At 60.5% G+C, this 25,406-nt stretch carries 30 protein-coding genes; 17 read left to right on the forward strand and 13 right to left on the reverse strand.

The genetic code is table 11. The features are described from left to right. The first annotated feature begins 2 nt into the window (after window positions 1–2). From J9870_RS08600 to J9870_RS08610, 3 genes are all read left to right on the forward strand, one after another. Complete coding sequence (locus J9870_RS08600; protein WP_210643519.1) at window positions 3–293, forward strand: hypothetical protein; 291 nt, start codon at window positions 3–5, stop codon at window positions 291–293. Window positions 294–386: 93 nt separating this feature from the next. Then, on the forward strand, window positions 387–1,148 hold the full coding sequence (locus J9870_RS08605; protein ID WP_210643520.1) for a CHAD domain-containing protein: 762 nt from the start codon (window positions 387–389) through the stop codon (window positions 1,146–1,148). A gap of 229 nt (window positions 1,149–1,377) precedes the next feature. After that, window positions 1,378–2,175 carry an acyl-CoA thioesterase domain-containing protein gene (locus J9870_RS08610; protein ID WP_210643521.1) on the forward strand — a complete coding sequence of 266 codons (798 nt, stop codon included), beginning with the start codon at window positions 1,378–1,380 and terminating at the stop codon, window positions 2,173–2,175. Between the two features lie 14 nt (window positions 2,176–2,189). Here J9870_RS08610 and J9870_RS08615 read toward each other — a convergent pair whose 3' ends face one another. Continuing rightward, window positions 2,190–2,552: a terminase gene (locus tag J9870_RS08615; protein ID WP_210643522.1), complete on the reverse strand. Its 363-nt coding sequence runs from the start codon at window positions 2,550–2,552 to the stop codon at window positions 2,190–2,192. Between J9870_RS08615 and J9870_RS08620 the strand changes: the two genes are divergently transcribed. Next, entirely contained in the window at window positions 2,551–2,736 is a 186-nt protein-coding gene (locus J9870_RS08620; RefSeq protein ID WP_210643523.1) for a hypothetical protein, read from the forward strand. The genes J9870_RS08615 and J9870_RS08620 overlap by 2 nt on opposite strands. On the opposite strand, the gene J9870_RS08625 is transcribed toward J9870_RS08620, so the two are convergent. Both J9870_RS08625 and J9870_RS08630 read right to left on the reverse strand, forming a co-directional pair. Then, the gene (locus tag J9870_RS08625) at window positions 2,733–4,214 is read right to left on the reverse strand and encodes a methyl-accepting chemotaxis protein (protein ID WP_210643524.1); all 1,482 of its coding nucleotides are present in this window, start codon (window positions 4,212–4,214) and stop codon (window positions 2,733–2,735) included. The two genes, J9870_RS08620 and J9870_RS08625, sit on opposite strands and share 4 nt — an antisense overlap. 185 nt (window positions 4,215–4,399) lie before the next feature. Next, window positions 4,400–5,206: a TatD family hydrolase gene (locus tag J9870_RS08630; RefSeq protein WP_210643525.1), complete on the reverse strand. Its 807-nt coding sequence runs from the start codon at window positions 5,204–5,206 to the stop codon at window positions 4,400–4,402. Between the two features lie 238 nt (window positions 5,207–5,444). On the opposite strand from J9870_RS08630, the gene J9870_RS08635 reads away from it, so the two are divergent. The 3 genes from J9870_RS08635 (at window position 5,445) to J9870_RS08645 (ending at window position 7,957) form a co-directional block, all read left to right on the forward strand. Next, window positions 5,445–6,863 (forward strand): transglycosylase SLT domain-containing protein, encoded by a 1,419-nt coding sequence (locus J9870_RS08635; protein WP_210643526.1) that lies wholly within the window; start codon window positions 5,445–5,447, stop codon window positions 6,861–6,863. A 100-nt stretch (window positions 6,864–6,963) separates the two neighbouring features. Next, window positions 6,964–7,398: a DoxX family protein gene (locus J9870_RS08640; RefSeq protein ID WP_018603042.1), complete on the forward strand. Its 435-nt coding sequence runs from the start codon at window positions 6,964–6,966 to the stop codon at window positions 7,396–7,398. 250 nt (window positions 7,399–7,648) lie between these two features. Continuing rightward, window positions 7,649–7,957, forward strand: a complete 309-nt coding sequence (locus J9870_RS08645; RefSeq protein WP_210643527.1) for a class I SAM-dependent methyltransferase — start codon at window positions 7,649–7,651, stop codon at window positions 7,955–7,957. Between the two features lie 38 nt (window positions 7,958–7,995). On the opposite strand, the gene greB is transcribed toward J9870_RS08645, so the two are convergent. From greB to J9870_RS08660, 3 genes are read right to left on the reverse strand one after another with little or no spacing between them, the layout of a single operon-like run. Then, window positions 7,996–8,493: a transcription elongation factor GreB gene (greB, locus tag J9870_RS08650; RefSeq protein ID WP_210643528.1), complete on the reverse strand. Its 498-nt coding sequence runs from the start codon at window positions 8,491–8,493 to the stop codon at window positions 7,996–7,998. A 34-nt stretch (window positions 8,494–8,527) separates the two neighbouring features. Further along, window positions 8,528–11,032, reverse strand: a complete 2,505-nt coding sequence (locus J9870_RS08655; RefSeq protein ID WP_210643529.1) for an ABC transporter permease — start codon at window positions 11,030–11,032, stop codon at window positions 8,528–8,530. Beyond that, window positions 11,032–11,715 carry an ABC transporter ATP-binding protein gene (locus tag J9870_RS08660; protein WP_210643530.1) on the reverse strand — a complete coding sequence of 228 codons (684 nt, stop codon included), beginning with the start codon at window positions 11,713–11,715 and terminating at the stop codon, window positions 11,032–11,034. The genes J9870_RS08655 and J9870_RS08660 overlap by 1 nt, the downstream gene beginning before the upstream one ends. A gap of 10 nt (window positions 11,716–11,725) precedes the next feature. On the opposite strand from J9870_RS08660, the gene J9870_RS08665 reads away from it, so the two are divergent. The 3 genes from J9870_RS08665 (at window position 11,726) to J9870_RS08675 (ending at window position 13,879) form a co-directional block, all read left to right on the forward strand. Next, window positions 11,726–12,331, forward strand: a complete 606-nt coding sequence (locus J9870_RS08665; protein WP_210643531.1) for an arylesterase — start codon at window positions 11,726–11,728, stop codon at window positions 12,329–12,331. Between the two features lie 55 nt (window positions 12,332–12,386). Next, a complete protein-coding gene (locus J9870_RS08670) occupies window positions 12,387–12,680 on the forward strand; it encodes a hypothetical protein (protein WP_003183788.1) in 294 nt (97 codons plus the stop codon). Window positions 12,681–12,907: 227 nt separating this feature from the next. Beyond that, a complete protein-coding gene (locus J9870_RS08675; RefSeq protein WP_210643532.1) occupies window positions 12,908–13,879 on the forward strand; it encodes a L,D-transpeptidase family protein in 972 nt (323 codons plus the stop codon). Window positions 13,880–14,002: 123 nt separating this feature from the next. Here J9870_RS08675 and oprI read toward each other — a convergent pair whose 3' ends face one another. After that, the gene (oprI, locus tag J9870_RS08680) at window positions 14,003–14,254 is read right to left on the reverse strand and encodes an outer membrane lipoprotei OprI (protein ID WP_003199355.1); all 252 of its coding nucleotides are present in this window, start codon (window positions 14,252–14,254) and stop codon (window positions 14,003–14,005) included. A 636-nt stretch (window positions 14,255–14,890) separates the two neighbouring features. On the opposite strand from oprI, the gene J9870_RS08685 reads away from it, so the two are divergent. Further along, window positions 14,891–15,172, forward strand: a complete 282-nt coding sequence (locus J9870_RS08685; protein WP_003183779.1) for a GNAT family N-acetyltransferase — start codon at window positions 14,891–14,893, stop codon at window positions 15,170–15,172. An 80-nt stretch (window positions 15,173–15,252) separates the two neighbouring features. Here J9870_RS08685 and J9870_RS08690 read toward each other — a convergent pair whose 3' ends face one another. After that, on the reverse strand, window positions 15,253–16,329 hold the full coding sequence (locus J9870_RS08690; RefSeq protein WP_210643533.1) for a 3-deoxy-7-phosphoheptulonate synthase: 1,077 nt from the start codon (window positions 16,327–16,329) through the stop codon (window positions 15,253–15,255). 268 nt (window positions 16,330–16,597) lie between these two features. On the opposite strand from J9870_RS08690, the gene J9870_RS08695 reads away from it, so the two are divergent. From J9870_RS08695 to cysB, 4 genes are all read left to right on the forward strand, one after another. Further along, window positions 16,598–17,551: a putative 2-dehydropantoate 2-reductase gene (locus J9870_RS08695; RefSeq protein WP_210643534.1), complete on the forward strand. Its 954-nt coding sequence runs from the start codon at window positions 16,598–16,600 to the stop codon at window positions 17,549–17,551. A gap of 21 nt (window positions 17,552–17,572) precedes the next feature. After that, on the forward strand, window positions 17,573–18,478 hold the full coding sequence (locus J9870_RS08700; RefSeq protein ID WP_210643535.1) for a 5'-nucleotidase: 906 nt from the start codon (window positions 17,573–17,575) through the stop codon (window positions 18,476–18,478). Window positions 18,479–18,574: 96 nt separating this feature from the next. Further along, window positions 18,575–19,075: a universal stress protein gene (locus J9870_RS08705; protein ID WP_210643536.1), complete on the forward strand. Its 501-nt coding sequence runs from the start codon at window positions 18,575–18,577 to the stop codon at window positions 19,073–19,075. A 110-nt stretch (window positions 19,076–19,185) separates the two neighbouring features. Continuing rightward, complete coding sequence (cysB, locus tag J9870_RS08710) at window positions 19,186–20,160, forward strand: HTH-type transcriptional regulator CysB (RefSeq protein WP_210643537.1); 975 nt, start codon at window positions 19,186–19,188, stop codon at window positions 20,158–20,160. A gap of 11 nt (window positions 20,161–20,171) precedes the next feature. On the opposite strand, the gene J9870_RS08715 is transcribed toward cysB, so the two are convergent. Both J9870_RS08715 and J9870_RS08720 read right to left on the reverse strand, forming a co-directional pair. Then, complete coding sequence (locus J9870_RS08715; RefSeq protein WP_210643538.1) at window positions 20,172–20,654, reverse strand: GreA/GreB family elongation factor; 483 nt, start codon at window positions 20,652–20,654, stop codon at window positions 20,172–20,174. Window positions 20,655–20,656: 2 nt separating this feature from the next. Continuing rightward, window positions 20,657–21,043, reverse strand: coding sequence for a hypothetical protein (locus J9870_RS08720; RefSeq protein ID WP_210643539.1), 387 nt, complete (start codon window positions 21,041–21,043; stop codon window positions 20,657–20,659). Window positions 21,044–21,164: 121 nt separating this feature from the next. Between J9870_RS08720 and earP the strand changes: the two genes are divergently transcribed. Together earP and J9870_RS08730 are read left to right on the forward strand one after the other, a co-directional pair. Next, entirely contained in the window at window positions 21,165–22,298 is a 1,134-nt protein-coding gene (gene earP / locus J9870_RS08725; RefSeq protein ID WP_210643540.1) for an elongation factor P maturation arginine rhamnosyltransferase EarP, read from the forward strand. A gap of 48 nt (window positions 22,299–22,346) precedes the next feature. Next, a complete protein-coding gene (locus tag J9870_RS08730; RefSeq protein WP_003199385.1) occupies window positions 22,347–22,916 on the forward strand; it encodes an elongation factor P in 570 nt (189 codons plus the stop codon). Window positions 22,917–23,023: 107 nt separating this feature from the next. On the opposite strand, the gene J9870_RS08735 is transcribed toward J9870_RS08730, so the two are convergent. From J9870_RS08735 to J9870_RS08745, 3 genes are all read right to left on the reverse strand, one after another. Continuing rightward, a complete protein-coding gene (locus J9870_RS08735; protein WP_210643541.1) occupies window positions 23,024–24,037 on the reverse strand; it encodes an alpha/beta hydrolase in 1,014 nt (337 codons plus the stop codon). Window positions 24,038–24,063: 26 nt separating this feature from the next. Further along, window positions 24,064–24,483 (reverse strand): organic hydroperoxide resistance protein, encoded by a 420-nt coding sequence (locus J9870_RS08740; protein WP_210643542.1) that lies wholly within the window; start codon window positions 24,481–24,483, stop codon window positions 24,064–24,066. A 385-nt stretch (window positions 24,484–24,868) separates the two neighbouring features. Further along, window positions 24,869–25,330, reverse strand: coding sequence for a MarR family transcriptional regulator (locus J9870_RS08745; protein WP_210643543.1), 462 nt, complete (start codon window positions 25,328–25,330; stop codon window positions 24,869–24,871). Between the last annotated feature and the right edge of the window lie 76 nt (window positions 25,331–25,406).

The raw sequence follows: 25,406 nt of genomic DNA on the forward strand, positions 1-25,406 counted from the left end.
CGATGAAAGCCCAGATCCGCCTGCCCCTGGTGGCATCTTTGATGATTTTGGCCCTGGCCGGTTGCGCAGGCAAAACCGCTTACCGCGACAGTTGCGCCAGCCAGCTCGACAGCGCTTGGCATGAGTTGGACCTGGCCAAGGCCGAAGGTTTTGCCGGCACCGTCAGCTACTCCAAGGCCCTGTCGCTGCTGACCGGTGCCAAGACCCAACAGCAATTCGAGGCGTTCGAAGGCTGCTCGAAGAAGGCCGAGAAGGCGCGTTTCTACATCCGCGAATCCCGCGCAGGACGTTAAAAGCAGCGACAAGCTGTCAACTGCGAGCTACAAGAGAGGGACAATACCGCTCTCACTTGAAGCTTGCAGCTTGACGCTACGGAGTACGTCCCCATGATCGATCGGCTGGTGGCCCGGATACTGGGCCTGGAAGTCCGCCTGCTGGCCTCCCAGGCCCGCCTGAATGCCCATACCGACAGCGAAGCCTTGCATGATCTGCGGACTACCGTTCGCCGTTTGCGCAGCCTGCTTCGCCCGTTACGCGGATTGCCCGGCGTCGAACAGCTGGAAACAGCCGCTTCGGCGGTCGGCACCCTGACCACCCCCCTGCGCGACCGTGAAGTACTGGCGGCTTACCTTGAGCTGCACGGCAAGCGCGAGGCGGCACTGCGGCGCCAAGTGCAAATGGTCGACGCTTATCCCGCCGTCGCCAGCAGCCCGGAGCTGGTGCAGTTGCTGATGATCCTCGACGCCTTCCCACGCTTTGTGCGTGCCGCCCAGCGTCAGGGGTTACTCAAAGGGCTACGCAAACGCATCGAAAAACGCCTCGACAAACAATGGAAGAAACTCGGCGAGGCCTTGCGCGATCCAGCCCATGACCGCCATCGATTGCGGCTACTGATCAAGCGTGTGCGTTATGCCATCGAAGCCTATCCCGAACTTGACCGTCTGCCCGAAGCGGCCATGCCCCGGCTCAAATCCGCCCAGGCCGCGCTGGGCGACTGGCACGATTGCTGGCAGTGGTTGGCCAGGGCCGAACAGGAGAGCGACCTGCAATCCTGTGTACCGACTTGGCGGGGGACGATGGAAGAGGCCGAGGCCAAATCCGATAAGGTGCTCGATAAACTGATTGCCAGTTGCTTCGAAAAATCCTGAACCCACCCCAACACCTGTGGGAGCGAGCTTGCTCGCGATGACGTTGGGTCAGCTTGCATCTATGTTGACTGACCCACCGCTATCGCGAGCAAGCTTGCTCCCACAGTGGGTTGGGGTGAATTCAAAGTTCGCGGCTCTTCTGTCAGTCTCTTTGGCCGGAATGAGCGCTGTGCCGCCCGCCCGGGCTGGTTAAGATGCCTTCATCTTTTTCCCTGTTGCCGAGGTCTTCATGCGTTTTTCCGATTTGATCGATGCCGTGCGTCGTCAGCCAGACGCCGTGACCATCGCGCCTGAATGGGGCCAGGGTCGCGCCACTTTTGGCGGCCTGGTTGCGGCGTTGCAGTACGAGGCGATGCGCGCGCAGGTGCCGGCGGATCGCCCGGTGCGTTCGCTGGCGATCACCTTTGTCGGTCCGGTCGAACCCGATGTGCCCGTCAGCTTCGAAGTCGAGGTAGTACGTGAGGGCAAGGCGGTCAGCCAGGTATTGGGCCGAGCCGTGCAGAAAGGCCAGGTAGTCACCGTGGTGCAGGGTAGTTTCGGTGCATCGCGGCCCTCCGTGGTGGCGGTGCAAGCCGACCCCGCGCCTGAATTCAAAAGCGTCGAGCAATGCCAGGAGTTGCCTTATATCAAGGGCGGTACTCCGGAATTCATGCGGCACCTGGCGATGTGCTGGAGCGTCGGCGGCCTGCCGTTCTCGGGCAATAAATCGCGGAGCATGGGGGGCTGGGTACGCTTGCGCGGGGACGTGAAAGAGGAGCCGTTGAACGAAGGCCACATCCTGGCACTGGTGGATGCCTGGCCGCCGGCCTTGTTACCGCACCTTACTCAAATGGCCCCGGGCAGTACGCTCACCTGGACCATTGAGTTCGTCCAGCCGCTGCTGGAACTCACGACACTGGACTGGTGCAAATACCTGGCTGAGATCGAACATGCCCAGGACGGCTACGGCCATGTCGCTGCGAAATTCTGGAGTGCCGATGGCCGCTTGATCGCCCTGAGCCGGCAGACGGTTACCATCTTCGCCTGAGGGCCTTGAGCTGTTCAGTGGCGGTGGCGATCCCGCCAGGCGCGCCACCAGCCACCGCTGAGAAAGAACCGGGGAAAGGTCAGGAACTGTTCCACCAGCAGGCGTGACATTGCATCTTTGCGATCGCTGAACGGTTCGGAGGCCTGGGTCTCCAGGCTGTGGCCGTGGCGCTGCAAGCCGAGGGCCGCGAGCACACCAATGATGCCGATGGCTACATCGGCCAGGCTCAGGCTGAACACCCCGGACACAATCAACAGAAACGCGACGATGAACAGCGGCACCGCAATCAGGTGCAACACCAGGTTGGTCGGGTGGCGATGGTTATCAGGATAGGCGCGCCATTGCCAGGCCGGGAGGTTGGGATGACGTTTGCCCATGATGCTGTTCCTTGAGTTCATCAAACTGAATGACCCAAGAATAGGCCTGGCCAGACCGGGCGGCGAATCGCGGTTGGCTATCGACGCGATAGGCGGCGATAGCGCTTTCATCTATGCGGCAAGAGACTGCTTGTGTGGCGAGCAAGCCTGTTCCCTCGCCACAGGCGCTGCCGCACTGTTCTAAAGCTTGAGCTGCCCGATCGCCTTGTTCAACTCACCCGCCAACGTTGCCAATTCATGGCTGGTGGTGGCCGAGTCCACCGTCTGGCGCACGGTGTTTTCGGTCACGTCGCGAATACTCACCACCGCTCGGTTCATTTCCTCGGCAACCTGGCTTTGCTGCTCGGCCGCGACAGCAATCTGGGTGTTGCTCTCGCGCATCTGCGCCACTGCATTAGTGATCTGCTCCAGTGCTTCGCCGGCCTCGCGGGCCTGCAGCACGCAGTCGTCGGCCTTGTACGAACTCTCCTGCATGAAATCCACCGCGTCTTGGGTACCGGCCTGCAGGGCTGAGACCATGGTGGTGATTTCATCCGTGGAAGTTTGTACCCGCTTGGCCAGGTTGCGTACCTCGTCGGCCACTACGGCAAAGCCCCGTCCCATTTCACCGGCCCGCGCTGCTTCGATGGCCGCGTTGAGAGCCAGCAGGTTGGTCTGTTCGGCAATACTGTGGATCACGCTGACCACGCTGTTGATTTTCTGACTGTCTTCGGCCAGGCGTTGGATCATTTCGGCGGTCTGCTGTACGCCCGAAGACAGCCCAGTGATCGACTGTTGTACGCGGCTGACCACTTCACGACCGTTGCCGGCCAGGGTGTCGGCGGTTTTCGACAGGTCGCGGGTGGCGCCGGCATGCTGGGCGATGTGATACACGGTGGTGGACATTTCGTTGATCGCCGTGGCCGCCTGATCGGTTTCGCTTTGCTGGCCGAGCATGCCGTGGCGAACATCGTTCATGCTCGATGCCAGGCGCGCCGCACCGCTGTCCAGTTGTCGGGCAGTATTGGCAACCGTGTCCACCACACGTTGATAACCGGCCTGCATGGCGTTGAACGCGGCGGCCATCTGACCCACTTCGTCCTTGCAGGCCAGGGGCACGCGGGCGGACAGGTCACCGGTTTTTTCCACATGCAGCATCACGTCCTTCAGGGTGTTGAGCTGGCTGAGCAGAAAACGGATCAACAATTGCGAGGCCCCCAGCATCGCCAACATCAACACGAACACCGCCACGGCATATTGGCTGAAGCGCTCGCCGAACACTTGGCTCAGGCTCGCGCCATGGGCCAGGACCGCGAGCCGCTGGTCGTCGCCTCGACGGATCACTTCGGCACCCAGCAGCGGATCGTTGCCGAACAACGGTCCGGCGTTCAGTTCGACCCAGCCGTCGGCCTGCACCAGCGACGGCAATGCCTGGTCGTGGAAAACGGGGGCCTGATCGCGCTGGAATGTCAGGAGGTAGTCGGCCTTGGGCAAGGGTTGTCCGACAGGCCAGGCATTGAGCAAGTGTGCCTGTGCCTGGGCGTTCGCCTGGGCCGCGTGGTTGCGCGCTTGTTGCTCCAGGTGCACGGCGTAGAGCACCAGCAGCAAGGTGGTGACAAAGGCGACCGCATTGACCGCCCAGAATTTGTACTTCAGTGAGATGTTGCTAAGCCAGGCACCCATGGAAGGTCTTCTCTGATAGCGGAAACAGCATTGGCAAGGTGCCATTATTCTGCCGCTACTCAGGCGCCGGGATTTTGATGTGGGTCAACAGACAACACCGAGCCCAGGGTTTTGATGTGGCTCAATAAACAGCAAGGATCCCTTGTGGGAGCGAGCCTGCTCGCTCCCACAAGGGAACTATTTGATCAGGAGATCGTGGGCAAGCCGAAAAACGCCCGGGCACACGCCGTGCTGTGGGCCGCCACATCTTCCAGGGTTTCGCCTCGATGCAAGGCGACTTCCCGCAAGACTTCTGGCAAATAGGCCGGTTCGTTACGACCATTCTTGGGTTTTGGCCGCAGCGTACGGGGCAGCAGGTACGGCGCGTCGCTTTCGAGCATCAACCGACCGCGAGGAATTTCGCGCACCAGTGGGTGCAGGTGCGTACCCCGGCGTTCATCGCAGATCCACCCCGTAATGCCGATGTGCAGGTCCAGGTCGAGGTAGCTGAACAGGGCCTTTTTTTCACCGGTAAAACAATGCACCACCGCGGCCGGCAACTGGTCGCGAAACTCCCGCAGGATTTCCAGCAGACGCTGGTCGGCATCCCGTTCGTGAAGAAAGACCGGCAGTTGCAGCTCTACCGCCAGGGCGAGATGTTCTTCCAGGACTTTTTCCTGCTGCGGGCGGGGGGAGAAGTCCCGGTTGAAATCCAGCCCGCATTCACCCACCGCGCGGACGCGGCTTTGCATCAGCAAGTCCTTGAGATGCCGGGTGCTCTCGGCGCTCCAGTCGCTAGCGCTGTGGGGATGGATACCAGCGGTGGAAAAGAGCCGTTCGCCGCTGTCGTCGAGGCGTTCGCACAGCGCCAAGGCCTGTTCGCTGCCCTCGACGCTGGTGCCGGTCAGGACCAGTTGGCAGACCCCGGCTGCATAGGCGCGTTCAAGCACCGCCTGGTGTTTGTCGGCAAAACTGGGGTTGGTCAGGTTGACGCCGATATCGATGAGTTGCATGGTGCTACCTCGGCCCAAAGGCCGGAAAGCATATCAGAGCTGTAGATTTATAAGAAAAGCCAAGAACTACAACGAGTTGAGGCTGTCTGTTAAGGCCGCTAGATAAGTCGGGTTGGTATAAACGCCATCACTGTGCCAGTCTTGCGCACTTTTTCAGCGCCCCAGGTGCTCTGTTTCTGTCGACCCAGCCTCGATTTTTTCAAAGAAGGCGGTCCGCGGTATTCCTTCCGGAGAGTGGATGACACGTCCCCAGGTGTTGCTACTGTTGTGTTGTTCGCTGTTATTGCCGATGCCGGCCGAAGCGCGGCTGCCTGGACCTGTGCAAGCGGTGGCGCCGGGCACGGTGCGCGACTTGGCGCAGATCCGCAGCAGCCGGGTATTGAAGGTTCTGGTCAACCAGAGCCGCAACAGCTCCGGCGAAGTCCAGGGCCAGCCCATTGGTGTCGAATATCACCGGTTGCGGGCCTTCGAGCAATACCTCAACGGCCACGCCCGGGATGGCCAGGAAATCACCCTCAAGATCATTCCCAAGGCCAAGGACCAATTGCTCGGCGCCTTGCAGCGCGGGGAGGGCGACCTCGTGGCACCCGGTGAGTTGCTCGATCCCCAGACCGGCCATGCGGTCAGCGCCAGCGATCCGATCCGTACCGGCGTGCCGTTGTTGCTGGTGGGCATCAAGGGCGAGAAGCGCTACACCCGGGTGGAGCAACTGTCCGGCAAGACCCTGGCCCTGCCTAACGGCAGTGCGGCAGGGGATGCGGTCAGCCAGATCAACCAGAAACTCGCGTTGCTCAAGTTGCCACCCGTGAAGGTCGAATGGGTCGACCCCACCTTGGCGGTGGAAGATGTATTGGAAATGGTCCAGGGCGGGATTTTCCACCTGACCATCGTCGAGCAACCTATCGCCGAGCGCTGGGGCAAGATCCTGCCCAAGTTGCGCTTCGATCGTCAGGTGCTGATCGGTGAACCGGGTGATGAGTATTGGTTCGTACGCCGCGATGCCGCCATGCTACGAGCGAGCGTCGACCAGTTCCTGGCGACCTACAAGGTACCGTCCAACCAGGACGCAGCGTTCCTGCGCATCTATCGCCGTTTGTACCAGGTCCACTATCCGCTGGCCCGGGCTGATCGCCAGCGCCTGGAAAAACTGCGTCCGGTGCTGCAAAAACATGCCGAGGCCCAAGGCATGGACTGGCTCAACCTGGCGGCCCTGGCATTCAAGGAGTCAGCCCTGCAGCCCAATGCCCGCAGCGGCAGCGGGCCCACCGGCCTGATGCAGATCACCCCGTCGGCGGCTCAGCGGGTCGGGGTCAATAACATCCAGGACCTGGACGCCAATGTCCTGGCTGGCGCCAAGTACCTGGCCCTGATCCGCCGCAAGTTCTTTGCCAGCCCCAAGCTCAACGAGCGCGAACGCATGGCCTTCGTATTGGCTGCCTACAACATGGGGCCTGAGCGCGTCCAGGGCATGCGGGCCGAGGCCCGGCGGCGAGGGCTGAACCCCAACCAATGGTTTTTCCAGGTCGAGCGCATTGCCATGGAGCAGGTGGGGATGGGCGCCGTCAGCTACGTTAATAGCGTGAACAAATATTATTTGGCGTTTGATCGGGAGCGGGAGTCGCTGGAGCCTCAGGAAAAGGTCGCTCAGCGAAAATGATCGATTAAACTGATTGTTATGTCGAAATTTATCCGCTTTTAACACAAGTTTTTTTGATTAATATGGCGACCAACAACCACACACCTAAGGATGACCCCACATGAGCTCGCTGATCAATAAAGTCCTGTTTACCCGCGCCGGCTATGGCCTGACTGTCCTGCGCATCGTTGTCGGTATCATTTTCGCCGCGCACGGCTCGCAAAAACTCTTCGGCCTGTTCGGTGGCTACGGCCTGGCGGGGACGGCGCAGTGGATGGAAAGCATCGGCCTGACCCCGGGTTACGTGATGGCGACCTTGGCTGGCGGCACCGAGTTTTTCGCCGGGCTGGCGCTGATCATCGGTTTACTGGCCCGTCCGGCAGCATTGGGCCTGGCGTTTCTGTCGCTGGTGGCGATTTTCTCCGTGCACATTGGCAATGGATTGTTCATGGCCAACAACGGTTATGAGTTTGCCCTGGCCTTGCTGGCCGGCAGTATTGCGGTGCTGATCGAAGGCGCTGGCAAGTTGTCGGTCGATCGCGCCATCGCCGGTTGATTGCACGATTTGAATCTCGAGGCCCGTCTTGTACGGGCCTTTTTTATGAGCAGCGATTCTTGACACTGGCCAGTCAGCTTCTCTAGGATGCCGCTCATGCGCCGATTTAAACAGCTACTTGCGGGGCGCCAGGTGACTCATCCAGTTGCCGATAGAAGCCGGAAAGCCGGGCTTCGAAATACCGCTAAAGCGCTGGTTCGGTGTTGCCTCTCACCTGCCATGCAGACTTTTGAGGCAGAGACACGACACGATGAACGCACCCAGCCCCCTTGTACGTCTTGCGCCGATTACGGCGAACCTTCTGCAGCGCAATCCGAAAATTCTCCTGGGCGGTAGCCACCAGCCAACGCTGTTGCGTTATCTCGATGGCTGGCCGCGACGTAGCCACGGGCCGGCAGCTTTCCTGATCCAGTTCATAGAAGACGGTGAGTCGCTGGCGCGTTTCGCCGACGACAGTTTCGACCTGGCCGTCATCCAGTCCCCCAGTGCGGCGCAAGCGCCTGAAATGATCCGGCAACTGACCCGAGTTGCACGGCAGGGCTTGATCACTCGTCGTTGAGGTACAGGGCCTCTGACGCGAGGCCGATGGGGGGGGGGTTACGGGTAAGTGATGTCCACGATGTAGACCCGTTTCTCACCGGTAGGCGTCTGGACGCGAACTTCGGCGTCCAGGGCCTTGCCAATCAGTGCCCGCGCCAGCGGTGAATCGATACTGATCAGGTTCTGTTTCAAATCCAGCTCGTCCGGGCCGACGATGCGATAGCGTGACTCCTTGCCATCCTCATCTTCGACAGTGACCCAGGCGCCGAAATACACCTTGTTGGGGTCGCTGGGTTTTTCGCTGACCACTTTGAGCGCTTCGAGGCGCTTGGTGAGGAAGCGCACGCGACTGTCGATTTCCCGCAGCATTTTCTTGCCGTAGGTGTATTCGGCATTTTCCGAGCGATCACCCTGGGCTGCCGCTTCGCTGACCGCCTGGGTCACTTGCGGACGGCGCACATGCCACAGTTCATGAAATTCGGCGCGCATCCGCGCTTCACCCTCGGGGGTGATCAGCGCGGTGCCGGCGGTGCGGGGTGGACGATAGCGGCTCATGGCAACTTCTTGTGATGACGAAGCCGGGAGTCTATCAACCCTCGCGCAATACTGTCAGCGGGCTGGCATTGAGTGCACGACGGGTGCCAAACACGCCGGCGGCGCCGATCAACAGGGCCCCCACCAGCGGCAATACCAACAGCCACGGATGCGGATGCCAGGGTAGGTCGAAGGCGTAACGGTAGAGCACCAGGCTCACCAGTTCCGAACCCAGGGCCGCGAGCAGGCCGCTGACCGCACCCAGCAAACCGAACTCGATGCGCCGGGCCTTGACCAGCAGTGGCCGCTCGGCACCGAGGGCGCGCAGCAGCGCACCTTGGCGGATCCGTTCGTCTAGGGTGGCCTGCAGGCCAGAGAAGAGCACGGCCATCCCTGCCGCCAGCACGAACAACAACACGTACTCCACGGCCAGGGTGACCTGGGCCAGGATGCTGCGCAGTTGTTCCAGCAAGGCTTCGACCTGCAGGATCGTCACCGCCGGGAAGGATCGGGCCAGGTCGACAATTTGCTGGTCGTGACCGGCTGCCAGATAAAAGCTGGTGAGGTAGGTGGCTGGCAGATCCTTCAGGGTACCGGGCTGAAAGATCATGAAGAAATTAGGCTGGAAGTTATCCCAGTTGATCTCTCGCAGGCTGGTGACTTTCGCTTCACGGTTGACGCCACCCACGCTGAAGACCAGGCGGTCGCCCAACTTGATCTTGAGGTTCTCGGCCACTTTGCCTTCCACCGAAACCCCAGGGATATCGTCCGTTGGCTGTTGCGACCACCAGGCCCCGGCCGTGACGACATTGCCCGCTGGCAGGTCGGCGGCCCAGGTCAGGCTCAGGTCGCGTTGCAACGCCCGGTCGCCGGCCGAGTCCTTGGTGACGAACTCTGTGGCCGGCTCGCCGTTGATGCTGATCAGTCGCCCCGGCACCACAGGGTAGAGCGGGGCCGATTGTGCCGACAGCGCCAGCAGCTTGTCGGTGAAAGCCTGCTTGTCATTGGGCAGAATGTTCAGTGCGAAATAGTTCGGGGCGTTTTTCGGCAACTGGTTTTGCCAGGTGTCCAGCAACTCGCCACGTAACAGCGCGATCAACGCCATGGACAACAGGATCAGGCCGAATGCCAGTGCCTGGCCGGCTGCGGCCAATGGATGGCGCAGCAACTGGCCGAGGCCCAGCCGCCAGGGCAAGGAGGCACGGGCCAACAGGCGCCGCAGGCTCTGGAGCAGCAGCAACAGCAGGCCGCCGAGCACCAGCGCGGCAACGACGCCGCCACCGAGCAAGGCAAAGGTCAGCACCAGGTCCAGGCTCAGGCGCCACATGATCAGGCCAAGGGCACCCAATGCCGCGCCGTAGACCACCCAGGTGCTGGAGGGGATGGGCAGCATGTCCCGGCGCAGCACGCGCAACGGAGGTACCCGGCCCAGCGCGGCCAGCGGCGGCAGGGCGAACCCCGCCAGCGCTACCAGTCCGGTACCGATCCCGGCAATTGCCGGTAGCAGGCCGCCCGGTGGAACGGTGGTGGGCAATAGATCATGCAGCAGCGCGAACAATCCCAACTGGGCGATCCAGCCGAGCAGGGCGCCGCTGATGCTGGCCAGCAGGCCCAGCACCGTCAATTGCAGGCTGAACAGCACCATGGTTTCCCGGCGCGACAGGCCCAGGCAGCGCAGCAGGGCGCTGGCATCGAAACGGCGGGTAGCAAAGCGATTGGCCGAGAGGGCGACGGCGACGCCGGACAGCAACACTGCCACCAGGCTGGCCATGTTCAGGTAGCGCTCGGCCTTGCCCAGGGCGCCCCCGATCTGCCGGTTACCGTCGCGGGCATCCTGCAGGCGCTGGTTGGGCTCAAGGCCCGGTTTGATCAGGTCGCGGTAGGTTTGCAGGGCTGACGCCGGGCCGCGCCACAGGTCGCGATAGCTGACGCGGCTGCCAGGCTGTACCACGCCGGTGGCGTCCAGGTCCTGGAGGTTGATCAGGACTCGGGGCGTGAGGCTGTAGAAATTGCCGGCGCGATCTGGTTCGTAGGTCAAGACCCGGCTCAGGCGCAGGGTTTTGTTGCCGACATCGATGCTGTCGCCGATTTTCAGGTCCAGTGCCGTCAGCAGCCGCGCTTCGACCCAAGCCTCGCCGGGGTTCGGTCGGCCACCGGTTTCTTCCGGGGCGAATGGGGCAGGGGCGCTTTTGAGTTCGCCACGCAGCGGGTAGATGTCATCGGCGGCCTTGACGCTGGAAAGCTGGATGCCGTTGTCGGTGGCGACGACGCTGGAGAACTCCACCACCCGGGCATGTTCCAGGCCCAGCTCGGTGCCACTGCGAATTTGTTCGGGACGGGCAGGCGAGCTGCCTTCGAGTAGCAGGTCGGCGCCGAGGAATTCGGTGGCACGCATCATCATCGCGCCGTTGAGGCGGGCGCCGAAATAACCGATGGCGGTACTCGCCGCCACCGCCACCAACAGAGCAAAGAACAGCACGCGCAACTCGCCGGCGCGGGCGTCGCGTAGCAATTGGCGGACAGCGAGACTGAACAGGCGCAACAGCGGCAAGCGTGCCATCAAGGCTCCAGGGGCGCGACCATCTGGCCCGCTTCAAGTCGGATCAGGCGCCGGCAGCGATGGGCCAGGCGTTCATCATGGGTGACCAGCACCAGGGTCGTGCCGCTTTCCTTGTTCAATTCGAACAGCAGATCGCTGATGCGCTCACCGGTGTGGCTGTCGAGGTTGCCGGTGGGTTCGTCGGCAAACAGTACGTCGGGTTCAGCGGCAAAGGCGCGGGCGATCGCCACGCGTTGTTGCTCGCCGCCGGAGAGCTGGCGAGGCGAGTGGGTCAGGCGCTGGCCCAGGCCGACCCGTTGCAGCAATTCCGTGGCGCGTTCACGGGCATCCCCACGACCGTCCAGTTCCAGCGGCAGCATGACGTTTTCCAGTGCGTTGAGGCTGTCGAGCAATTGGAACGACTGGAAGACAAAACCGACATGCTCGGCACGAATCCGCGCCCGCTGATCCTCATCCAACGCGCTGAGGGCCTGGCCGGCGAGGGTCACTTCGCCGCTGCTGGGCAGGTCGAGGCCGGCCAGCAAGCCCAGCAGGGTGGATTTGCCGGAGCCTGATGCGCCGACGATCGCCAGGCTATCGCCTTTGTTCAGTTCCAGGCTGAGTTCGTGCAGGATGGTCAGTTCACCTTCCGCGCTGGGAACCACTTTGCTAAGGTCCTTCGCGGTGAGAATGCTTGAGCCCATGGAGAATCCGATGCGTGTGTGGTTTTTGAGTGCCGGCCTGGCCCTGATGTGCATGGCCCAGAACGCAGCGGCGGGTACAGTCCTGATCGTTGGCGATAGTATCAGCGCGGCTTTCGGCCTGGATACCCGGCAAGGTTGGGTATCGTTGCTCGAGCAACGGCTCAAGGCCGAGGGTTTCGATGACAAAGTGATCAATGCTTCGATCAGTGGCGACACCAGTGCAGGAGGCCAGGCGCGCCTGCCGGCGCTGCTTGCAGCCCATAAGCCGGACCTGGTGGTCCTTGAGTTGGGAGGCAACGATGGCTTGCGTGGACAGCCGCCAACACAATTGCAACAAAACCTTGCAGCGATGATCGACAGCTCCCGCGCCAGTGGTGCCAAGGTACTGCTGCTGGGCATGCAACTGCCGCCCAATTACGGGCGCCGATACACCGATGCCTTCGCCCGGGTCTACAGCAGCCTGGCCGAGGAGAAACAAGTGCCGCTGGTGCCGTTTTTCCTCAAGGACATCGGTGGTGTTCCCGGGATGATGCAAGGCGATGGCCTGCACCCGTCCGTCGCGGCCCAGGGCAAGTTGCTGGAAAATGTCTGGCCGACGCTAAAACCGCTGCTTTGACCTTTTCTACAGGCGGGCTTTCGGCTAATGTGGCGCCCCCGATTTGGAGCCCCCGATGCCGCGCCCAGCCTGGTCCCTGTTTGCCTACCAACTGATCGAGCCTGACGAACAGCTGGATCTGTTCGCCTGCCAGGAAGTGCGGGTGCATCTGGTGACCCGGCAGTTGGAACTTGGCGGCTCGGCCGACCGAACCCTCTGCGGCAGCTTGCTACCGGCCCAGCCGCGTTGGTCGGGGGTTGATCGCAAGATATTCCAGGACCATCGCCTGTGTTCATTGTGCCGGGCGATCCTGGAGTCGCAGAAACGCGGCACCTCGCCGATCTGGCCTGAGCTGCGCTTCGAGTTGTAATCCTCCAGATTCGCAGCGTGCGCACCTCAGGCTTCAATGCCGGCTGACCCACCGCTTTCGCGAGCAAGCCCGCCCCCACAGGGGATTTGCGTTGAATGCCAATCCGGTGAGCACCTCAAAAAATGCTGCGCATCGGACGTCTTGTTGGCACTCTCCCCGAAATAACAGGTGGCAGTGTACAATCGCGGTTTTCATACCCCTCTGTTCGATCTGCGAAGGATTTCTGGATGTTGCCGCGCTTGCCTGCCGTCACCCGCTGCTTGTCTCTCGCCGCCCTGTGTATGGCTGGCCCCGTTGCAGCACTGGAGTTGCCCCTGCCACCGCCGGGTGAAGACATCGTCGGCCAGGTGCAGGTCATCAAGGCCAAATACGAAGACACCTTCGCCGACCTGGGCACTACCTACGACCTGGGCTACACGGAGATGGTCGCCGCCAACCCGGGGGTTGATCCCTGGTTGCCGGGCGCAGGCACCGAGATCGTGCTGCCGACCCGGTTCATCCTGCCACCGGGACCGCGCGAGGGCATTGTGATCAACCTCGCCGAGTACCGTCTCTACTACTTCCCCAAAGGCCGCAACGTGGTCTACACCTTCCCACTGGGGATTGGTCGGGAAGGCTGGGGATCGCCGATCGCCCACACCAGCATCATCGCCAAGACACCCAACCCGACCTGGACCCCGCCGGCCTCGATCAAGGCCGAGCATGCCGCCGACGGTGATCCGCTGCCCAATGTAGTGCCAGCCGGCCCGGATAACCCGCTGGGCCCGTTCAAGTTCACCTTGGGCACCCCGGGCTACCTGATCCATGGTTCGAACAAAAAGTTCGGTATCGGCATGCGTACCAGCCACGGTTGCTTCCGGATGTTCAACAACAACGTCCTGGAAATGGCCGGCATGGTGCCGGTGGGCACGTCGGTGCGAATCATCAACGATCCGTACAAGCTCGGTTTGAGCGGCGGCAAGGTTTACCTGGAAGCCCATACACCGCTGGACGACAAGGGCAACCCGTCGGTGGTGGACAAGCACACTGCGGTGATCAACGCGATGCTCAAGCGTGAGGACATTACCAATAACCAGCGCATGGACTGGGATGTGGTGCGTGACGTGGTGGCTGCCGAAGACGGGCTGCCCGTGGAGATCGCGGTTCCGAGTACTTCTGCGCCGATGGTATCGAGTGCACCGATCGACCTGCAGCAATAACGGTTGATTAGAACCCGCCGATGTTTCGCTACGTCGGCGGGTTTTTTATCGCCTGGGAAAACACCGGGCAAAAAAAAAGCCGACCCAAAAATGGGTCGGCTCGATAACAATCCCGAAGGACTATTACTTGCGGCTAGCTTTGTCCAGCATGCGCAGAGCACGCTCGTTAGCTTCGTCAGCAGTCTGTTGTGCTTTTTGAGCAGCAGCCAGAGCTTCATCAGCTTTACGGTAGGCTTCGTCTGCACGAGCCTGGGAGCGAGCTGCTGCGTCTTCGGTAGCAGTCAGACGTGCTTCGGTTTCTTTCGATGCGCTGCTGCAACCGGTAGCCAGAACTGCGGCCAGGGCCAGAGCAGAGAATTTCAGAACGTTGTTCATCGTGTTCCCCTTCAAGGACTTTCTATTAGTGACTGTCTCCTCAGACTGAGGAGTTAGCCGGCGTACATACTACCCATTACTTGTAGTAAGTAAACTGACGTAGCGCAAGAAGCAAAAAAATTGTAGGCGGTGATTCTTTTTCGAGCAACTTTTCTTAGGGTTGTTTAAAAAATATACAGCCTCGAACCCTTGCCTGGAGCGTGCCGGTGAAGAAAAGTTCCGCTCGCAGGAGCACACTTCGAGCCAGCGCTAACGTCGTTGTTTATTGATTCGGCTACACTTTTGTACAAAATTTGCTCAATGCCCCAGGCATCTTTATTGATTATTGGCGGTGACTTTAATAACGCGCGCTCGTCTCAAGACTCAACAACTGGCGATGTTCAGCTATTGCGCCTTGGCCGACTACGGTGCGACAGCGGCGCTCAATCGATAAACCTGACAGGGTTTGCCCCTGTAATGACAGGCGTGCCTTGAGCATTTGCGTCATTGGTGCCTACTATTCACGACGTGCTCGGGTTTGAGCGGTTGGTTTTTTTGCGCTCGGTGACCAGACAGGCACGGGGTGGCGTAGATGTTCCTTCGCCGGAAAAACATCGGTAAGGTAGGGGTCAGCATTCAGACCCGCGAGGAGTAGTGATGAGCGAGGCGTTGTCCATCCACCATGACCAGGCTGGTCATCAGTTCGAGACCAATGTGGACGGTCATCGTGCCTATCTGACCTATATGGACCTGGGTAAACAGACCCTGGATATCTATCGCACCTTCGTGCCCAACGCCTTGCGCGGCCGGGGTATTGCGGCGGCGTTGACCGAAAGGGCGTTGCAGTACGCCGAAGAAATGGGTTACACGGTGATCCCGTCCTGCTCCTACGTGGAGCGCTACATGGAGCGTCACCAGCGGCACGCGGCGAAGCTCTGAGATAACGGATTCCATAAAAAACGCCGGGCTGAAAAGCCCGGCGTTTTTTTATGCGTTGCTTATGTGTCGAAGCAGGCCGATCAGTTGCGCTGGCGCTTAGGCAGCACGTCCTTGAGTTTGGCATGCATGCTGCGCAGGGTGTTTTCGGTCGTGCTCCAGTCGATGCAGGCATCGGTGATGGAGACGCCGTACTGCAAGTCGGCGAGATCTTTGGGGATCGCCTGGCAGCCCCAGTTCAGATGGCTTTCGACCATCAGGCCGATAATCGACTGGTTGCCTTCCAGGATCTGGTTGGCCACGTTCTCCATGACCAGTGGTTGCAGCGCCGGATCCTTGTTGGAGTTGGCGTGGCTGCAGTCGACCATGATGTTCGGCTTGATCTTCGCCTTGTTCAGCGCCTGTTCACACAGGGCGACGCTGACCGAGTCGTAGTTCGGCTTGCCGTTGCCGCCACGCAGTACCACGTGACCGTAGGCGTTGCCCTTGGTGGTGACGATCGATACGCCACCTTCCTGGTTGATACCCAGGAAACGGTGCGGGCTGGAGACCGATTGCAAGGCGTTGATCGCCACGGTGAGGCCGCCGTCGGTGCCGTTCTTGAAGCCCACGGCCGAGGACAGGCCGGAAGCCATTTCACGGTGGGTCTGGGATTCGGTGGTGCGGGCACCGATGGCCGACCAACTGATCAGGTCCTGCAGGTATTGCGGCGAGATCGGGTCCAGGGCTTCGGTCGCGGTGGGCAGGCCCATTTCGGCCAGGTCCAGCAGCAACTGGCGACCGATGTGCAAGCCATCCTGGATCTTGAAGGAGTCGTCCAGGTACGGATCGTTGATCAGGCCTTTCCAGCCGACGGTGGTCCGCGGCTTTTCGAAATACACTCGCATCACCAGGTACAGGGTGTCGGAAACTTCCGCCGCCAGCACCTTCAGGCGCTCGGCATATTCGTGGGCGGCCTTGATGTCATGGATCGAGCAGGGCCCGATGACCACGAACAGGCGATGGTCGGTGCCGTCGAGAATGTTGCGAATGACTTCCCGGCCTTTGGTCACGGTGCGCAGGGCAGCGTCGCTCAGGGGGATATCGCGCTTGAGCTGGTCAGGCGTGATGAGGGTCTCGTTGGAGGCGACGTTAAGGTCATTGATCGGTAAATCAGCCATCGTGTTACTCGTCAGGTCACGGGTGCCGGCCGCCAGCGATCCCCGCGCGGCGGTGCACAGCGAATGTTAAGCGCGTCGGGGAGCCGAACCTTATCGCGTTACGAGGTGGCTCGACAATGGGCTGAGACCGGTTTAATGCCCTACAGGCTGGGGAAAAGCCTTGAAGAGGGGAGCAGCAACAGATTCGTGACCAGATGTAATGAAGATTGCATGCCATGCCACTCGCGCTGATAGTGTGCAGGGGCCGTTTACCAGAGGAGTTGCAAAGATGCAGGCAGGCGTTAAACCGCGGATCGGGATGATCGGGACCGGTGCGATCGGCGGATTCTATGGGGTGATGCTGGCTCGTGCCGGTCATGACGTGCACTTTTTACTGCGCAGCGAATTCAGTGCCGTGGCTGAAAACGGCTTGCATGTCGACAGCGCGGTTCATGGCGCGCTGACCCTCAACCCGGCCCAGGCGTATCGCTCGGCCGCCGACATGCCGCCTTGCGACTGGCTGCTGGTTGGCGCCAAGACCACCAGCAATGCCGACTTGGCCCCAGCCATCATCCAGGCTGCCGCGGACGGTGCAAAAGTCCTGTTGCTGCAGAACGGCCTCGATGTCGAAGACGAACTCCGTCCCTTGCTGCCTGATTCGCTGCATCTATTGGGTGGCCTGTGCCTGATCTGCGTGCACCGTGTCGGCCCCGGCGTCATCGCCCATCAGGCCCTTGGCGCCGTTAACATGGGTTACCACAGCGGTCCTTGTAACAGCCAGGCGCAACGCATGGCGATTGTCGAGGAGGCGGCGACGTTGTTTCGTGATGCCGGTATCGATTCCCAAGCCATGCCGGACCTGCAACAGGCCCGTTGGCAGAAACTGGTGTGGAACGTGCCGTACAACGGCCTTTCGGTCCTGTTGGGGGCCAGTACTACGCCGTTGATGGCCAACGATCATAGCCGTACGTTGATTCAGGCGCTGATGGGCGAGGTGGTGCGCGGCGCCCAGGCTTGCGGCCACCATATTGCGCCCGGCTACGCCGAGTATCTGTTCGCGATGACCGAGAAAATGCCCGACTACTGGCCGAGCATGTATCACGATTATTCCCACAAGCGTGCGCTGGAGCTGGAGGCGATCTACGGCCGGCCGTTGGCGGCGGCGAAAGCGGTGGGGTGTGAGTTGCCGAAAATCGAAGCTCTGTATCAGGCGTTGGCGTTTATGGACCGACGCAACCGCTGATCGGGCGAAAGGGGGAATGCCGTGGCAAATAACATCGACGACAAACTGGTGCTGGCAATTTCGTCGCGAGCGCTGTTCGACCTGAGCGAAAGCCACAAGGTGTACCTGTCGAGTGGCGTCGAGGCCTATCGGCAATACCAGATCGAGCATGAAGACGAAGTCCTCGCGCCAGGGGACGCCTTCGCCCTCGTGCAAAAACTGCTGAACCTCAACGAACACCTGGGGCGGGCCCGGGTCGAGGTGGTCCTGGTCTCGCGCAACAGTGCCGACACCGGTCTTCGCGTGTTCAACTCGATTCATCACTATGGCCTGGCGATTTCCCGTGCCGCCTTCGTTGGCGGCCGCAGTCCTTACCCTTATCTCAAGGCGTTCGGCTGTGATCTGTTTTTATCCACCCATGCTGAAGACGTGCGCAGCGCGCTGGACGCCGGGTTCGCTGCGGCGACCATTCTGTCGGGCGGTGCCAGCCGCGCCGCCAGCGAAGAACTGCGCATTGCCTTCGACGGCGATGCGGTGCTGTTTTCCGATGAGTCCGAGCGCGTCTATCAGGCCAGTGGTCTGGAGGCGTTCCAGGCCAGCGAGCGCCAGGCTGCCCGCGAGCCGCTGCGAGGCGGGCCGTTCAAGGGCTTCCTGGCCGCACTCAATGCGTTGCAGCGCGAGTTTCCCGAGGACGCCTGTCCGATCCGCACGGCCCTGGTTACTGCCCGTTCGGCGCCGGCTCACGAACGGGTTATTCGTACCTTGCGCGAATGGGATATCCGTCTGGACGAGTCACTGTTTCTCGGCGGCCTGACCAAATCGGCATTCCTGGAAGCCTTCGCTGCCGACGTATTTTTCGACGATCAGACCGGCCACTGCGAACTGGCCCGTGAGGTGGTCGCCACGGGGCATGTGCCCCATGGCATCAGTAATGAAGTGAAGCTCTAACTGCCCGCTGTTCAGGACGTTACACCGCACGTCACGCTCCTCAAGGCACTGCTAAGCTGAATCAATCTCCGCCATCTTGGCACGCGAGGAGGTCACATGATTCGTTCGATGCTGTATGCCACAGACCTGGGGCTCTACGCCCCCTATGTGATGCAGCATGCCTTGGCGCTGGCACGGACGTTCGAAGCCGAGTTGTATGTAGTGCATGCGGTAGAGCCGATGGGGCTGTTCGCCGAATCGGTGTTGCAAAGCTATCTGGATGAACAGGCGCTGAACGAATTCCATCGCCAGGGTCTGAATACGGTGATGGCCAATATCGAGCAGCGGGTACTCGACAGTTTTCGCGAGGAGTTGGGAGAGGGGCAGCAGGACTTGAAGCTGATCAAGTCGGTGAGGGTGTACCAGGGCGATCCTTCGCAAGTCATTCTCGAGCAGGCTGCGAAACTCTCCGTCGACCTGCTGATCCTTGGCAGTCATTGCCAGGGCGCAAGCGTAGAGAGCCCCTTGGGTAGGACCGCCGCACGGGTATTGCAGTTATCCCGGGTGCCGGTCTACCTGGTGCCATTGGTGCAGCGCCGACGGCAGGGTGAGGCTTGAAGCTAAATGATGGCGTCTTATAAAAAGTTCTAGATTTATTGTCGAAACCTTTCATATAGTTATATACCGTCGCTGATGCCCGTGGCGTCCAACTGCTTTGAGGGATACATATGAAGCTTCAACAACTGCGCTACATCTGGGAAGTGGCGCACCACGACCTCAACGTTTCCGCTACTGCCCAAAGCCTCTACACGTCGCAACCCGGCATCAGCAAGCAAATCCGCCTATTGGAAGACGAACTGGGTGTCGAAGTCTTCGCCCGCAGCGGCAAGCACCTGACCCGCGTGACCCCGGCTGGTGAGCGCATCATCACCACCGCTGGCGAGATCCTGCGCAAGGTCGAAAGCATCAAGCAGATCGCTCAGGAATTCTCCAACGAGAAAAAGGGCACCCTCTCGATTGCAACCACCCACACCCAGGCCCGTTATGCGTTGCCTCCGGTGATCAGCAACTTCATCAAGCAATACCCTGACGTGGCACTGCACATGCATCAGGGTTCACCGATGCAGATCGCCGAAATGGCTGCCGATGGCACGGTGGATTTCGCCATTGCCACCGAAGCCCTGGAGTTGTTCGGTGACCTGGTGATGATGCCGTGCTATCGCTGGAACCGCTGCGTCGTCGTGCCTCAGGGGCATCCGCTGGCCAAGCTGCCCAAGCTGACCCTCGAAGCCCTGGCCGAATACCCGATCGTAACCTACGTGTTTGGTTTTACTGGTCGTTCGAAACTCGACGAAGCCTTCAGCCATCGCGGCCTCACTCCGAAAGTGGTGTTCACCGCCGCCGACGCCGACGTGATCAAGACCTATGTTCGCCTCGGACTGGGTGTGGGCATCGTGGCGAAAATGGCCGTCGACACCAAGCTCGACAGTGACCTGGTGGTGCTGGATGCCAGCGAGTTGTTCGAGTCCAGCGTGACCAAGATCGGCTTCCGTCGTGGCACCTTCCTGCGCGGTTTCATGTGCGACTTCATCGAGAAGTTTGCCCCGCACCTGACCCGGGAAGTTATGGCCAAGGCCATCCAGTGCCACAACAAGCAGGAACTCGAAGAGCTGTTCGATGGTGTCGAACTGCCGGTGCACTAAGCCCCGCTTTTCTAGATCGCCTCGGTGACAGCGAACTGTTGCCGGGCGCCCGCTACGACGATCTCCACTTCATCCCCTTCGAATTTTCCCAACAGGCCTCGGCCCAGTGGCGAGCGAGGGGTGATGACCGTGATCGGCTGGCCCACTAGCGAAACTTTCAATCCCGCCGCATCCGGTCCCAGGAACAGCCATTGCTGGCGACCGTCCTCATCCTCCAGCCCGATCAGCGTGCCCACCTGAATGCCACGCTGTGCGTCGTATGGCCTCAGCGTCAGGTTTTGGCAGAGGGCCAGGGCCTGGCGGATTTCTTCCACGCGCCTGGCTTGCCCGGCGGCGAGGTAAGACGCTTCCAGGCCCAGCGTGTCGTACTTGTTCTCGGCAATGTTTTCTTCGTGGGTCGCGGTTTCGTAGGCGGTCTGCGCGGCGCGTTCGGCGATGTCGAGATCAATCTTGAGCTTGTCGAGAATCAACTGGTGGACGGTCTGTTTGTTCATGATCATTCACAGAACTGCAAAACGTTGGCGCGGCTTTTTTCGCTGGGCGCGTTCTGGTCCTGTTGCAACCAGAACTGGCACTTGGGGTTGGACAGGTTGCGCGGGTTGCTACGGGCTTGGTCGAGGGCCTGGCGCTGCTCGTTCCTTTGCAGGTTCTGCTGATACTGCTCGAACATCGGCGTTGGCGGCTCGGGGGGCGGTTGCACGGCCGGTGGTTGCGCCAGTTGATGGACGGCGGCGGCCATTGGGGCCAGTTGTTCGTTGAACAGGAATCTGGACAGCAGCCAGCCGGTCAACACGATGGCGAGGAACCCCAGCCACAGGCCCAGGGCAATGCTGACGGTCAATTGCAGGGCCGTAAGGCGCGAGGGAGTCGAGTGATCAGGCATGGCTGCTTCCTGGCAGGGGCACGGGGAGGCGGTGATTGTCGCATGAAGATTAATCGCCGTCGGCTCTTCTGCATCATCGCTTTATTCGGGACAATCGGGCCTTTGCCACAGGGAGTCGGGAATGACCGTGCGTTGGGATATTTTTTGCACCGTCGTCGATAACTTTGGCGACATTGGCGTTACTTGGCGCCTGGCTCGGCAATTGGTGGCCGAGCATCGTTGCTCGGTGCGGTTATGGGTCGATGATCTGCGAGCCTTCGAACGGTTGTGCCCGCAAATCGACGTCAGCCTCGGCGAGCAATGGCAGCAGGGCGTGCAGGTGCGTCACTGGCCCAAGGACTGGTTGCCTACCGAAGCGGCCGATGTCGTGATCGCTGCGTTTGCCTGCCAGTTGCCGAGCGCGTACATGGATGCGATGGCCGAGCGCCAGACAACGCCGTTGTGGATGAACCTCGATTACCTGAGTGCCGAGGACTGGGTGGTCGGCTGTCACGGCTTGCCATCGGTCAAATACAAACATGTGCAGAAATACTTCTTTTTCCCCGGCTTCCAGACGGGGACAGGTGGCCTGCTGCGTGAAGCAGGTCTTCTGGAGCGCCGTCGGCAATTTCAGCTGGATGCCGAGGCGCAACGAATGTTCCTGCAAGGGTTGGGCGTCGAGCGGGCGCCGGACACCTGCCTGATTTCTCTGTTTGCCTACGAAAACGCCGGGCTGGCGAGTTGGTTCGACGCCATGGCAGCCGATACCCAGGCATTTCACGTGTTGGTTCCCGAAGGGCGGGTGCTGGGGGATGTCGAGCGTTGGCTCGGGGTCGACGGTCTGAAGGCCGGTGCGCTGCATAAACGGGGCGCCTTGACGGTGCAGGTGCTGCCATTCGTCCGACAGGACCAGTACGATCAGCTGTTATGGTGTTGTGATTTCAACGCCGTGCGTGGCGAAGATTCTTTCGTGCGTGCCCAGTGGGCTGCTCGACCGCTGCTCTGGCACATCTACCAGCAGGAAGAAGACGTTCATCTGGAAAAGCTCGAGGCATTTCTCAGGCTCTATACCCAGGGGCTTTCGCAGGCGACGCAAAAAGCGATCAGCGGTCTTTGGCGAGCCTGGAATGCCGGGCAGGACATGACCGAACACTGGAAAGACACCCGTCAACAGCACCAGGAACTGGCTGAACATGCCCAGGCGTGGTGTCTGGAGCAGGCCTCGCGACCCGATCTTGCCGCAGCGCTGGTGAAGTTTTATGGAAATTGGATATGATACGCGGCCTAGATTTTTGTAAATCCCATCCAAATTCGGATATTCGCAATGAAAACTGGTAAAGAACTGAAACCCGGGACCGTGATCCGTCTCGAAAACGATCCTTGGCTGGTTCAGAAAGCTGAGTTCACCAAGTCGGGTCGTAACAGCGCGATCATGAAGACCAAGCTGAAGAACCTGCTGACCGGTTACAAGACCGAGATCGTCTACAGCGCCGATGACAAACTGGACGACGTGATCCTCGACCGCAAAGAAGCGACCCTGTCCTTCATCAGCGGCGACACCTACACGTTCATGGACACCACTGACTACACCATGTACGAGCTGAACGCCGAAGACATCGAAAGCGTTCTGCCGTTCATCGAAGAAGGCATGACCGACGTCTGCGAAGCCGTGTTCTTCGAAGAGCGCCTGGTTTCCGTAGAGCTGCCGACCACCATCGTGCGTCAGGTTGACTACACCGAAGGTTCCGCTCGCGGTGACACTTCCGGCAAGGTGATGAAGCCTGCCAAACTGAAGAACGGTACCGAGCTGTCGGTTGCTGACTTCATCGAAATCGGTGACATGATCGAGATCGATACCCGCGAAGGCGGTTCCTACAAAGGCCGCGCTAAATAAGCGAAGTCTTGTGTATGAAAAAGCCCGACCATTGAGTCGGGCTTTTTTATTTCCGCTGGATCAGGTTGGTTCGCTGCAATGCCAGAGCCTGTGGCGAGGGAGCCCAGTCATTTCAGGTGCTGCTTGAGCTCTTCGGACGCCTGCAACATCGCCGAACGCACCGCCGGCACCTGGCTCACCACGTTAAGCAGACCGTAGTCGTGGATCATGCCGTTGTAGCGCACAGCGGTGACGGGCACCCCGGCCGCGTCCAGTTTGCGGGCGTAGGCTTCGCCCTCATCGCGCAATACATCAGCCTCGGCGGTCTGCACCAGCGCCGGCGGCAGGCCTTTGAGTTGTGCTGTCGTAGCGCGCAGAGGCGAGGCATAGATCTCGTTACGCTGCCCGGCATCGGTGGTGTAGTTGTCCCAGAACCACTTCATCATGTTTTTGCTGAGGAAATGCCCTTCGGCGAACTGGTTGTAGGAAGCGGTCTCGAAACTGGCGTCGGTCACCGGCCACAACAACGCCTGGAAGCGGATCGCCGGCGTGCCTTTGTCCTTGGCCATCAGCGCCACGACCGCGGCCATGTTGCCGCCGACGCTGTTGCCTGCCACGGCCAGGCGCTTGCCATCGACATTGATTTGCTTGCCGTGCTCGGCCACCCATTTCGTCGCGGCGTAAGCCTGGTTGATCGCCACCGGGTAATGCGCCTCGGGTGAAGGCGTGTAGTTGACGAACACGGCAACAGCGCCCGATCCCGCCACCAGATCCCGAACCAGTCGTTCGTGGGTCGGGAAGTCACCCAAGACCCAGCCACCGCCATGGAAGAACATGAACGCGGGCAGCTCACCCTTGACCCCGGCCGGCCGGACGATGGTCAGGTTGATCGATTGGCCATCGACCTGGATGGTTTTCTCGCTGACGTCGGCCTTGGGCAAGGTCAGTTTCACCCCCGCCTGGGCACCGACCAGTACGGCGCGGGCGTCCTTGGGCGATAACTGCTCCAAGGGTTTGCCAGTGCCGGCATTCAGCGCATCGAGAAACGCCTGGGTGTTGTGTTCGACGATTCCGTCGGCGAAGGCGCTGCTGACGCTGAGCGCCAGAAGAGTGCCGGTCAGGGCTTTGCTGAGCGTGTTCATGTTCATCTCCTTAAATTTGGGGGGGGTTAGACGGTGACGTGCAGGCGCACGTCAACGTTGCCGCGAGTGGCGTTGGAGTACGGGCAGACCAGGTGAGCCGCGTCCACCAGGCTTTGTGCGTCGGCCTGGTCCAGGCCTGGCAGGCTGATGTGCAGATCGATGTCGAGGCCGAAACCGCCGGGGATCTGGCCGATGCCGACATGGGCGGTAATCGACGCGTCATCCGGGATCTTGCGTTTGCTCTGGCTGGCAACGAATTTCAGCGCGCCGATGAAGCAGGCCGAATAACCGGCGGCGAACAGTTGCTCAGGGTTGGTCGCCGCACCGCCGGCACCGCCGAGTTCCTTGGGCGTGGCGAGTTTCACGTCGAGAACGTTGTCGCTGGAAAGGGCACGACCGTCACGGCCGCCAGTGGAGGTTGCGATTGCGGTGTAGAGCGTTTGCATGGTGAGCGCCTCGGTTTCGGGTTGTTTTTCTGCGCTAAATGTTTGCGCGCTAAGTAGGTGTGAAGAGAATGTATAGCGCTAATATTTTGCGCGCAAGATAAATTTTTGAGGCGAATGGGATCTGCGAAGCTGAAAGGGCGTGGAACCCTTGAGCTAGAGCGTTTCAATGAAGTAAAAAATTTTTTGAGACGGTAGGTTAACAGGCGATAGGACTGCCGCCATCGCGAGCAAGCTCGCTCCCACACTTGATCTTCAGTGGCTCTAAAAGCTGCGCTCGACGCAATCTAATGTGGGAGCGAGCTTGCTCGCGATAGCGGTGGGCCAGATGGCGGTGATGTTGGCTGTGCTGCCGTCTTCGCGAGTAAGCTGCTCCCACAGAAGGAAGTCAGAGACTGTCCTGCAAATGCCCGCGCAGTGCCTGTAGATCAAGCTGCAGCTTCTTCAACTGCTCCAGGGTCTGGCCGCTGGCGGCGAGGATGCACTGGGGAATGTCGAGGGCTTTTTCGCGCAGGGCACGGCCCTGTTCGGTGAGTTCGACAATCACCACGCGCTCGTCTTCACGGCTGCGGGTGCGGCTCAGCAGGCCTTCGGCCTCCAGGCGCTTGAGCAGTGGTGTCAGCGAACCGGGGTCTGTGAGCAGGCGCGTGCTGATTTCACCGACGGTCAAACCATCCTTTTCCCACAACACCATCATCGCCAGGTATTGCGGATAAGTCAGGCCCAGGGCCTGAAGCAGCGGCTTGTAGACTTTGGTCATCAGCAGCGATGTGGAGTGCAAGGCGAAACAGACCTGGTTGTCGAGCAGCAGGGCTTCGCAGGCTTCGGGGGTATCGCGCTGGGTGCTCATGGCAAAAACCTTCAATCAATGATCGTGACAAATCTAGCGGGCAAACCTTTAATGCGCCAGATAATTCTTGTGTTCT

The organism is Pseudomonas sp. Tri1 (genome assembly GCF_017968885.1).
Classification (GTDB): domain Bacteria; phylum Pseudomonadota; class Gammaproteobacteria; order Pseudomonadales; family Pseudomonadaceae; genus Aquipseudomonas.

Excerpts from the sequence above, each read along its gene's own strand:
- J9870_RS08615 (WP_210643522.1), bottom strand. The coding sequence starts at position 2,552 with ATGGGCAAACGTCATCCCAACCTCCCGGCCTGGCAATGGCGCGCCTAT.
- J9870_RS08645 (WP_210643527.1), top strand. The coding sequence starts at position 7,649 with ATGAACGCACCCAGCCCCCTTGTACGTCTTGCGCCGATTACGGCGAAC.
- oprI (WP_003199355.1), bottom strand. The coding sequence starts at position 14,254 with ATGAACAACGTTCTGAAATTCTCTGCTCTGGCCCTGGCCGCAGTTCTG.
- J9870_RS08665 (WP_210643531.1), top strand. The coding sequence starts at position 11,726 with ATGCGTGTGTGGTTTTTGAGTGCCGGCCTGGCCCTGATGTGCATGGCC.
- J9870_RS08600 (WP_210643519.1), top strand. The coding sequence starts at position 3 with ATGAAAGCCCAGATCCGCCTGCCCCTGGTGGCATCTTTGATGATTTTG.
- J9870_RS08705 (WP_210643536.1), top strand. The coding sequence starts at position 18,575 with ATGATTCGTTCGATGCTGTATGCCACAGACCTGGGGCTCTACGCCCCC.
- J9870_RS08605 (WP_210643520.1), top strand. The coding sequence starts at position 387 with ATGATCGATCGGCTGGTGGCCCGGATACTGGGCCTGGAAGTCCGCCTG.
- J9870_RS08630 (WP_210643525.1), bottom strand. The coding sequence starts at position 5,206 with ATGCAACTCATCGATATCGGCGTCAACCTGACCAACCCCAGTTTTGCC.
- J9870_RS08610 (WP_210643521.1), top strand. The coding sequence starts at position 1,378 with ATGCGTTTTTCCGATTTGATCGATGCCGTGCGTCGTCAGCCAGACGCC.
- J9870_RS08735 (WP_210643541.1), bottom strand. The coding sequence starts at position 24,037 with ATGAACACGCTCAGCAAAGCCCTGACCGGCACTCTTCTGGCGCTCAGC.
- J9870_RS08695 (WP_210643534.1), top strand. The coding sequence starts at position 16,598 with ATGCAGGCAGGCGTTAAACCGCGGATCGGGATGATCGGGACCGGTGCG.
- J9870_RS08655 (WP_210643529.1), bottom strand. The coding sequence starts at position 11,032 with ATGGCACGCTTGCCGCTGTTGCGCCTGTTCAGTCTCGCTGTCCGCCAA.
- J9870_RS08720 (WP_210643539.1), bottom strand. The coding sequence starts at position 21,043 with ATGCCTGATCACTCGACTCCCTCGCGCCTTACGGCCCTGCAATTGACC.
- J9870_RS08730 (WP_003199385.1), top strand. The coding sequence starts at position 22,347 with ATGAAAACTGGTAAAGAACTGAAACCCGGGACCGTGATCCGTCTCGAA.
- J9870_RS08640 (WP_018603042.1), top strand. The coding sequence starts at position 6,964 with ATGAGCTCGCTGATCAATAAAGTCCTGTTTACCCGCGCCGGCTATGGC.
- J9870_RS08745 (WP_210643543.1), bottom strand. The coding sequence starts at position 25,330 with ATGAGCACCCAGCGCGATACCCCCGAAGCCTGCGAAGCCCTGCTGCTC.
- J9870_RS08675 (WP_210643532.1), top strand. The coding sequence starts at position 12,908 with ATGTTGCCGCGCTTGCCTGCCGTCACCCGCTGCTTGTCTCTCGCCGCC.
- J9870_RS08625 (WP_210643524.1), bottom strand. The coding sequence starts at position 4,214 with ATGGGTGCCTGGCTTAGCAACATCTCACTGAAGTACAAATTCTGGGCG.
- J9870_RS08740 (WP_210643542.1), bottom strand. The coding sequence starts at position 24,483 with ATGCAAACGCTCTACACCGCAATCGCAACCTCCACTGGCGGCCGTGAC.
- J9870_RS08635 (WP_210643526.1), top strand. The coding sequence starts at position 5,445 with ATGACACGTCCCCAGGTGTTGCTACTGTTGTGTTGTTCGCTGTTATTG.
- J9870_RS08620 (WP_210643523.1), top strand. The coding sequence starts at position 2,551 with ATGATGCTGTTCCTTGAGTTCATCAAACTGAATGACCCAAGAATAGGC.
- J9870_RS08685 (WP_003183779.1), top strand. The coding sequence starts at position 14,891 with ATGAGCGAGGCGTTGTCCATCCACCATGACCAGGCTGGTCATCAGTTC.
- J9870_RS08670 (WP_003183788.1), top strand. The coding sequence starts at position 12,387 with ATGCCGCGCCCAGCCTGGTCCCTGTTTGCCTACCAACTGATCGAGCCT.
- J9870_RS08660 (WP_210643530.1), bottom strand. The coding sequence starts at position 11,715 with ATGGGCTCAAGCATTCTCACCGCGAAGGACCTTAGCAAAGTGGTTCCC.
- greB (WP_210643528.1), bottom strand. The coding sequence starts at position 8,493 with ATGAGCCGCTATCGTCCACCCCGCACCGCCGGCACCGCGCTGATCACC.
- J9870_RS08690 (WP_210643533.1), bottom strand. The coding sequence starts at position 16,329 with ATGGCTGATTTACCGATCAATGACCTTAACGTCGCCTCCAACGAGACC.
- earP (WP_210643540.1), top strand. The coding sequence starts at position 21,165 with ATGACCGTGCGTTGGGATATTTTTTGCACCGTCGTCGATAACTTTGGC.
- cysB (WP_210643537.1), top strand. The coding sequence starts at position 19,186 with ATGAAGCTTCAACAACTGCGCTACATCTGGGAAGTGGCGCACCACGAC.
- J9870_RS08715 (WP_210643538.1), bottom strand. The coding sequence starts at position 20,654 with ATGAACAAACAGACCGTCCACCAGTTGATTCTCGACAAGCTCAAGATT.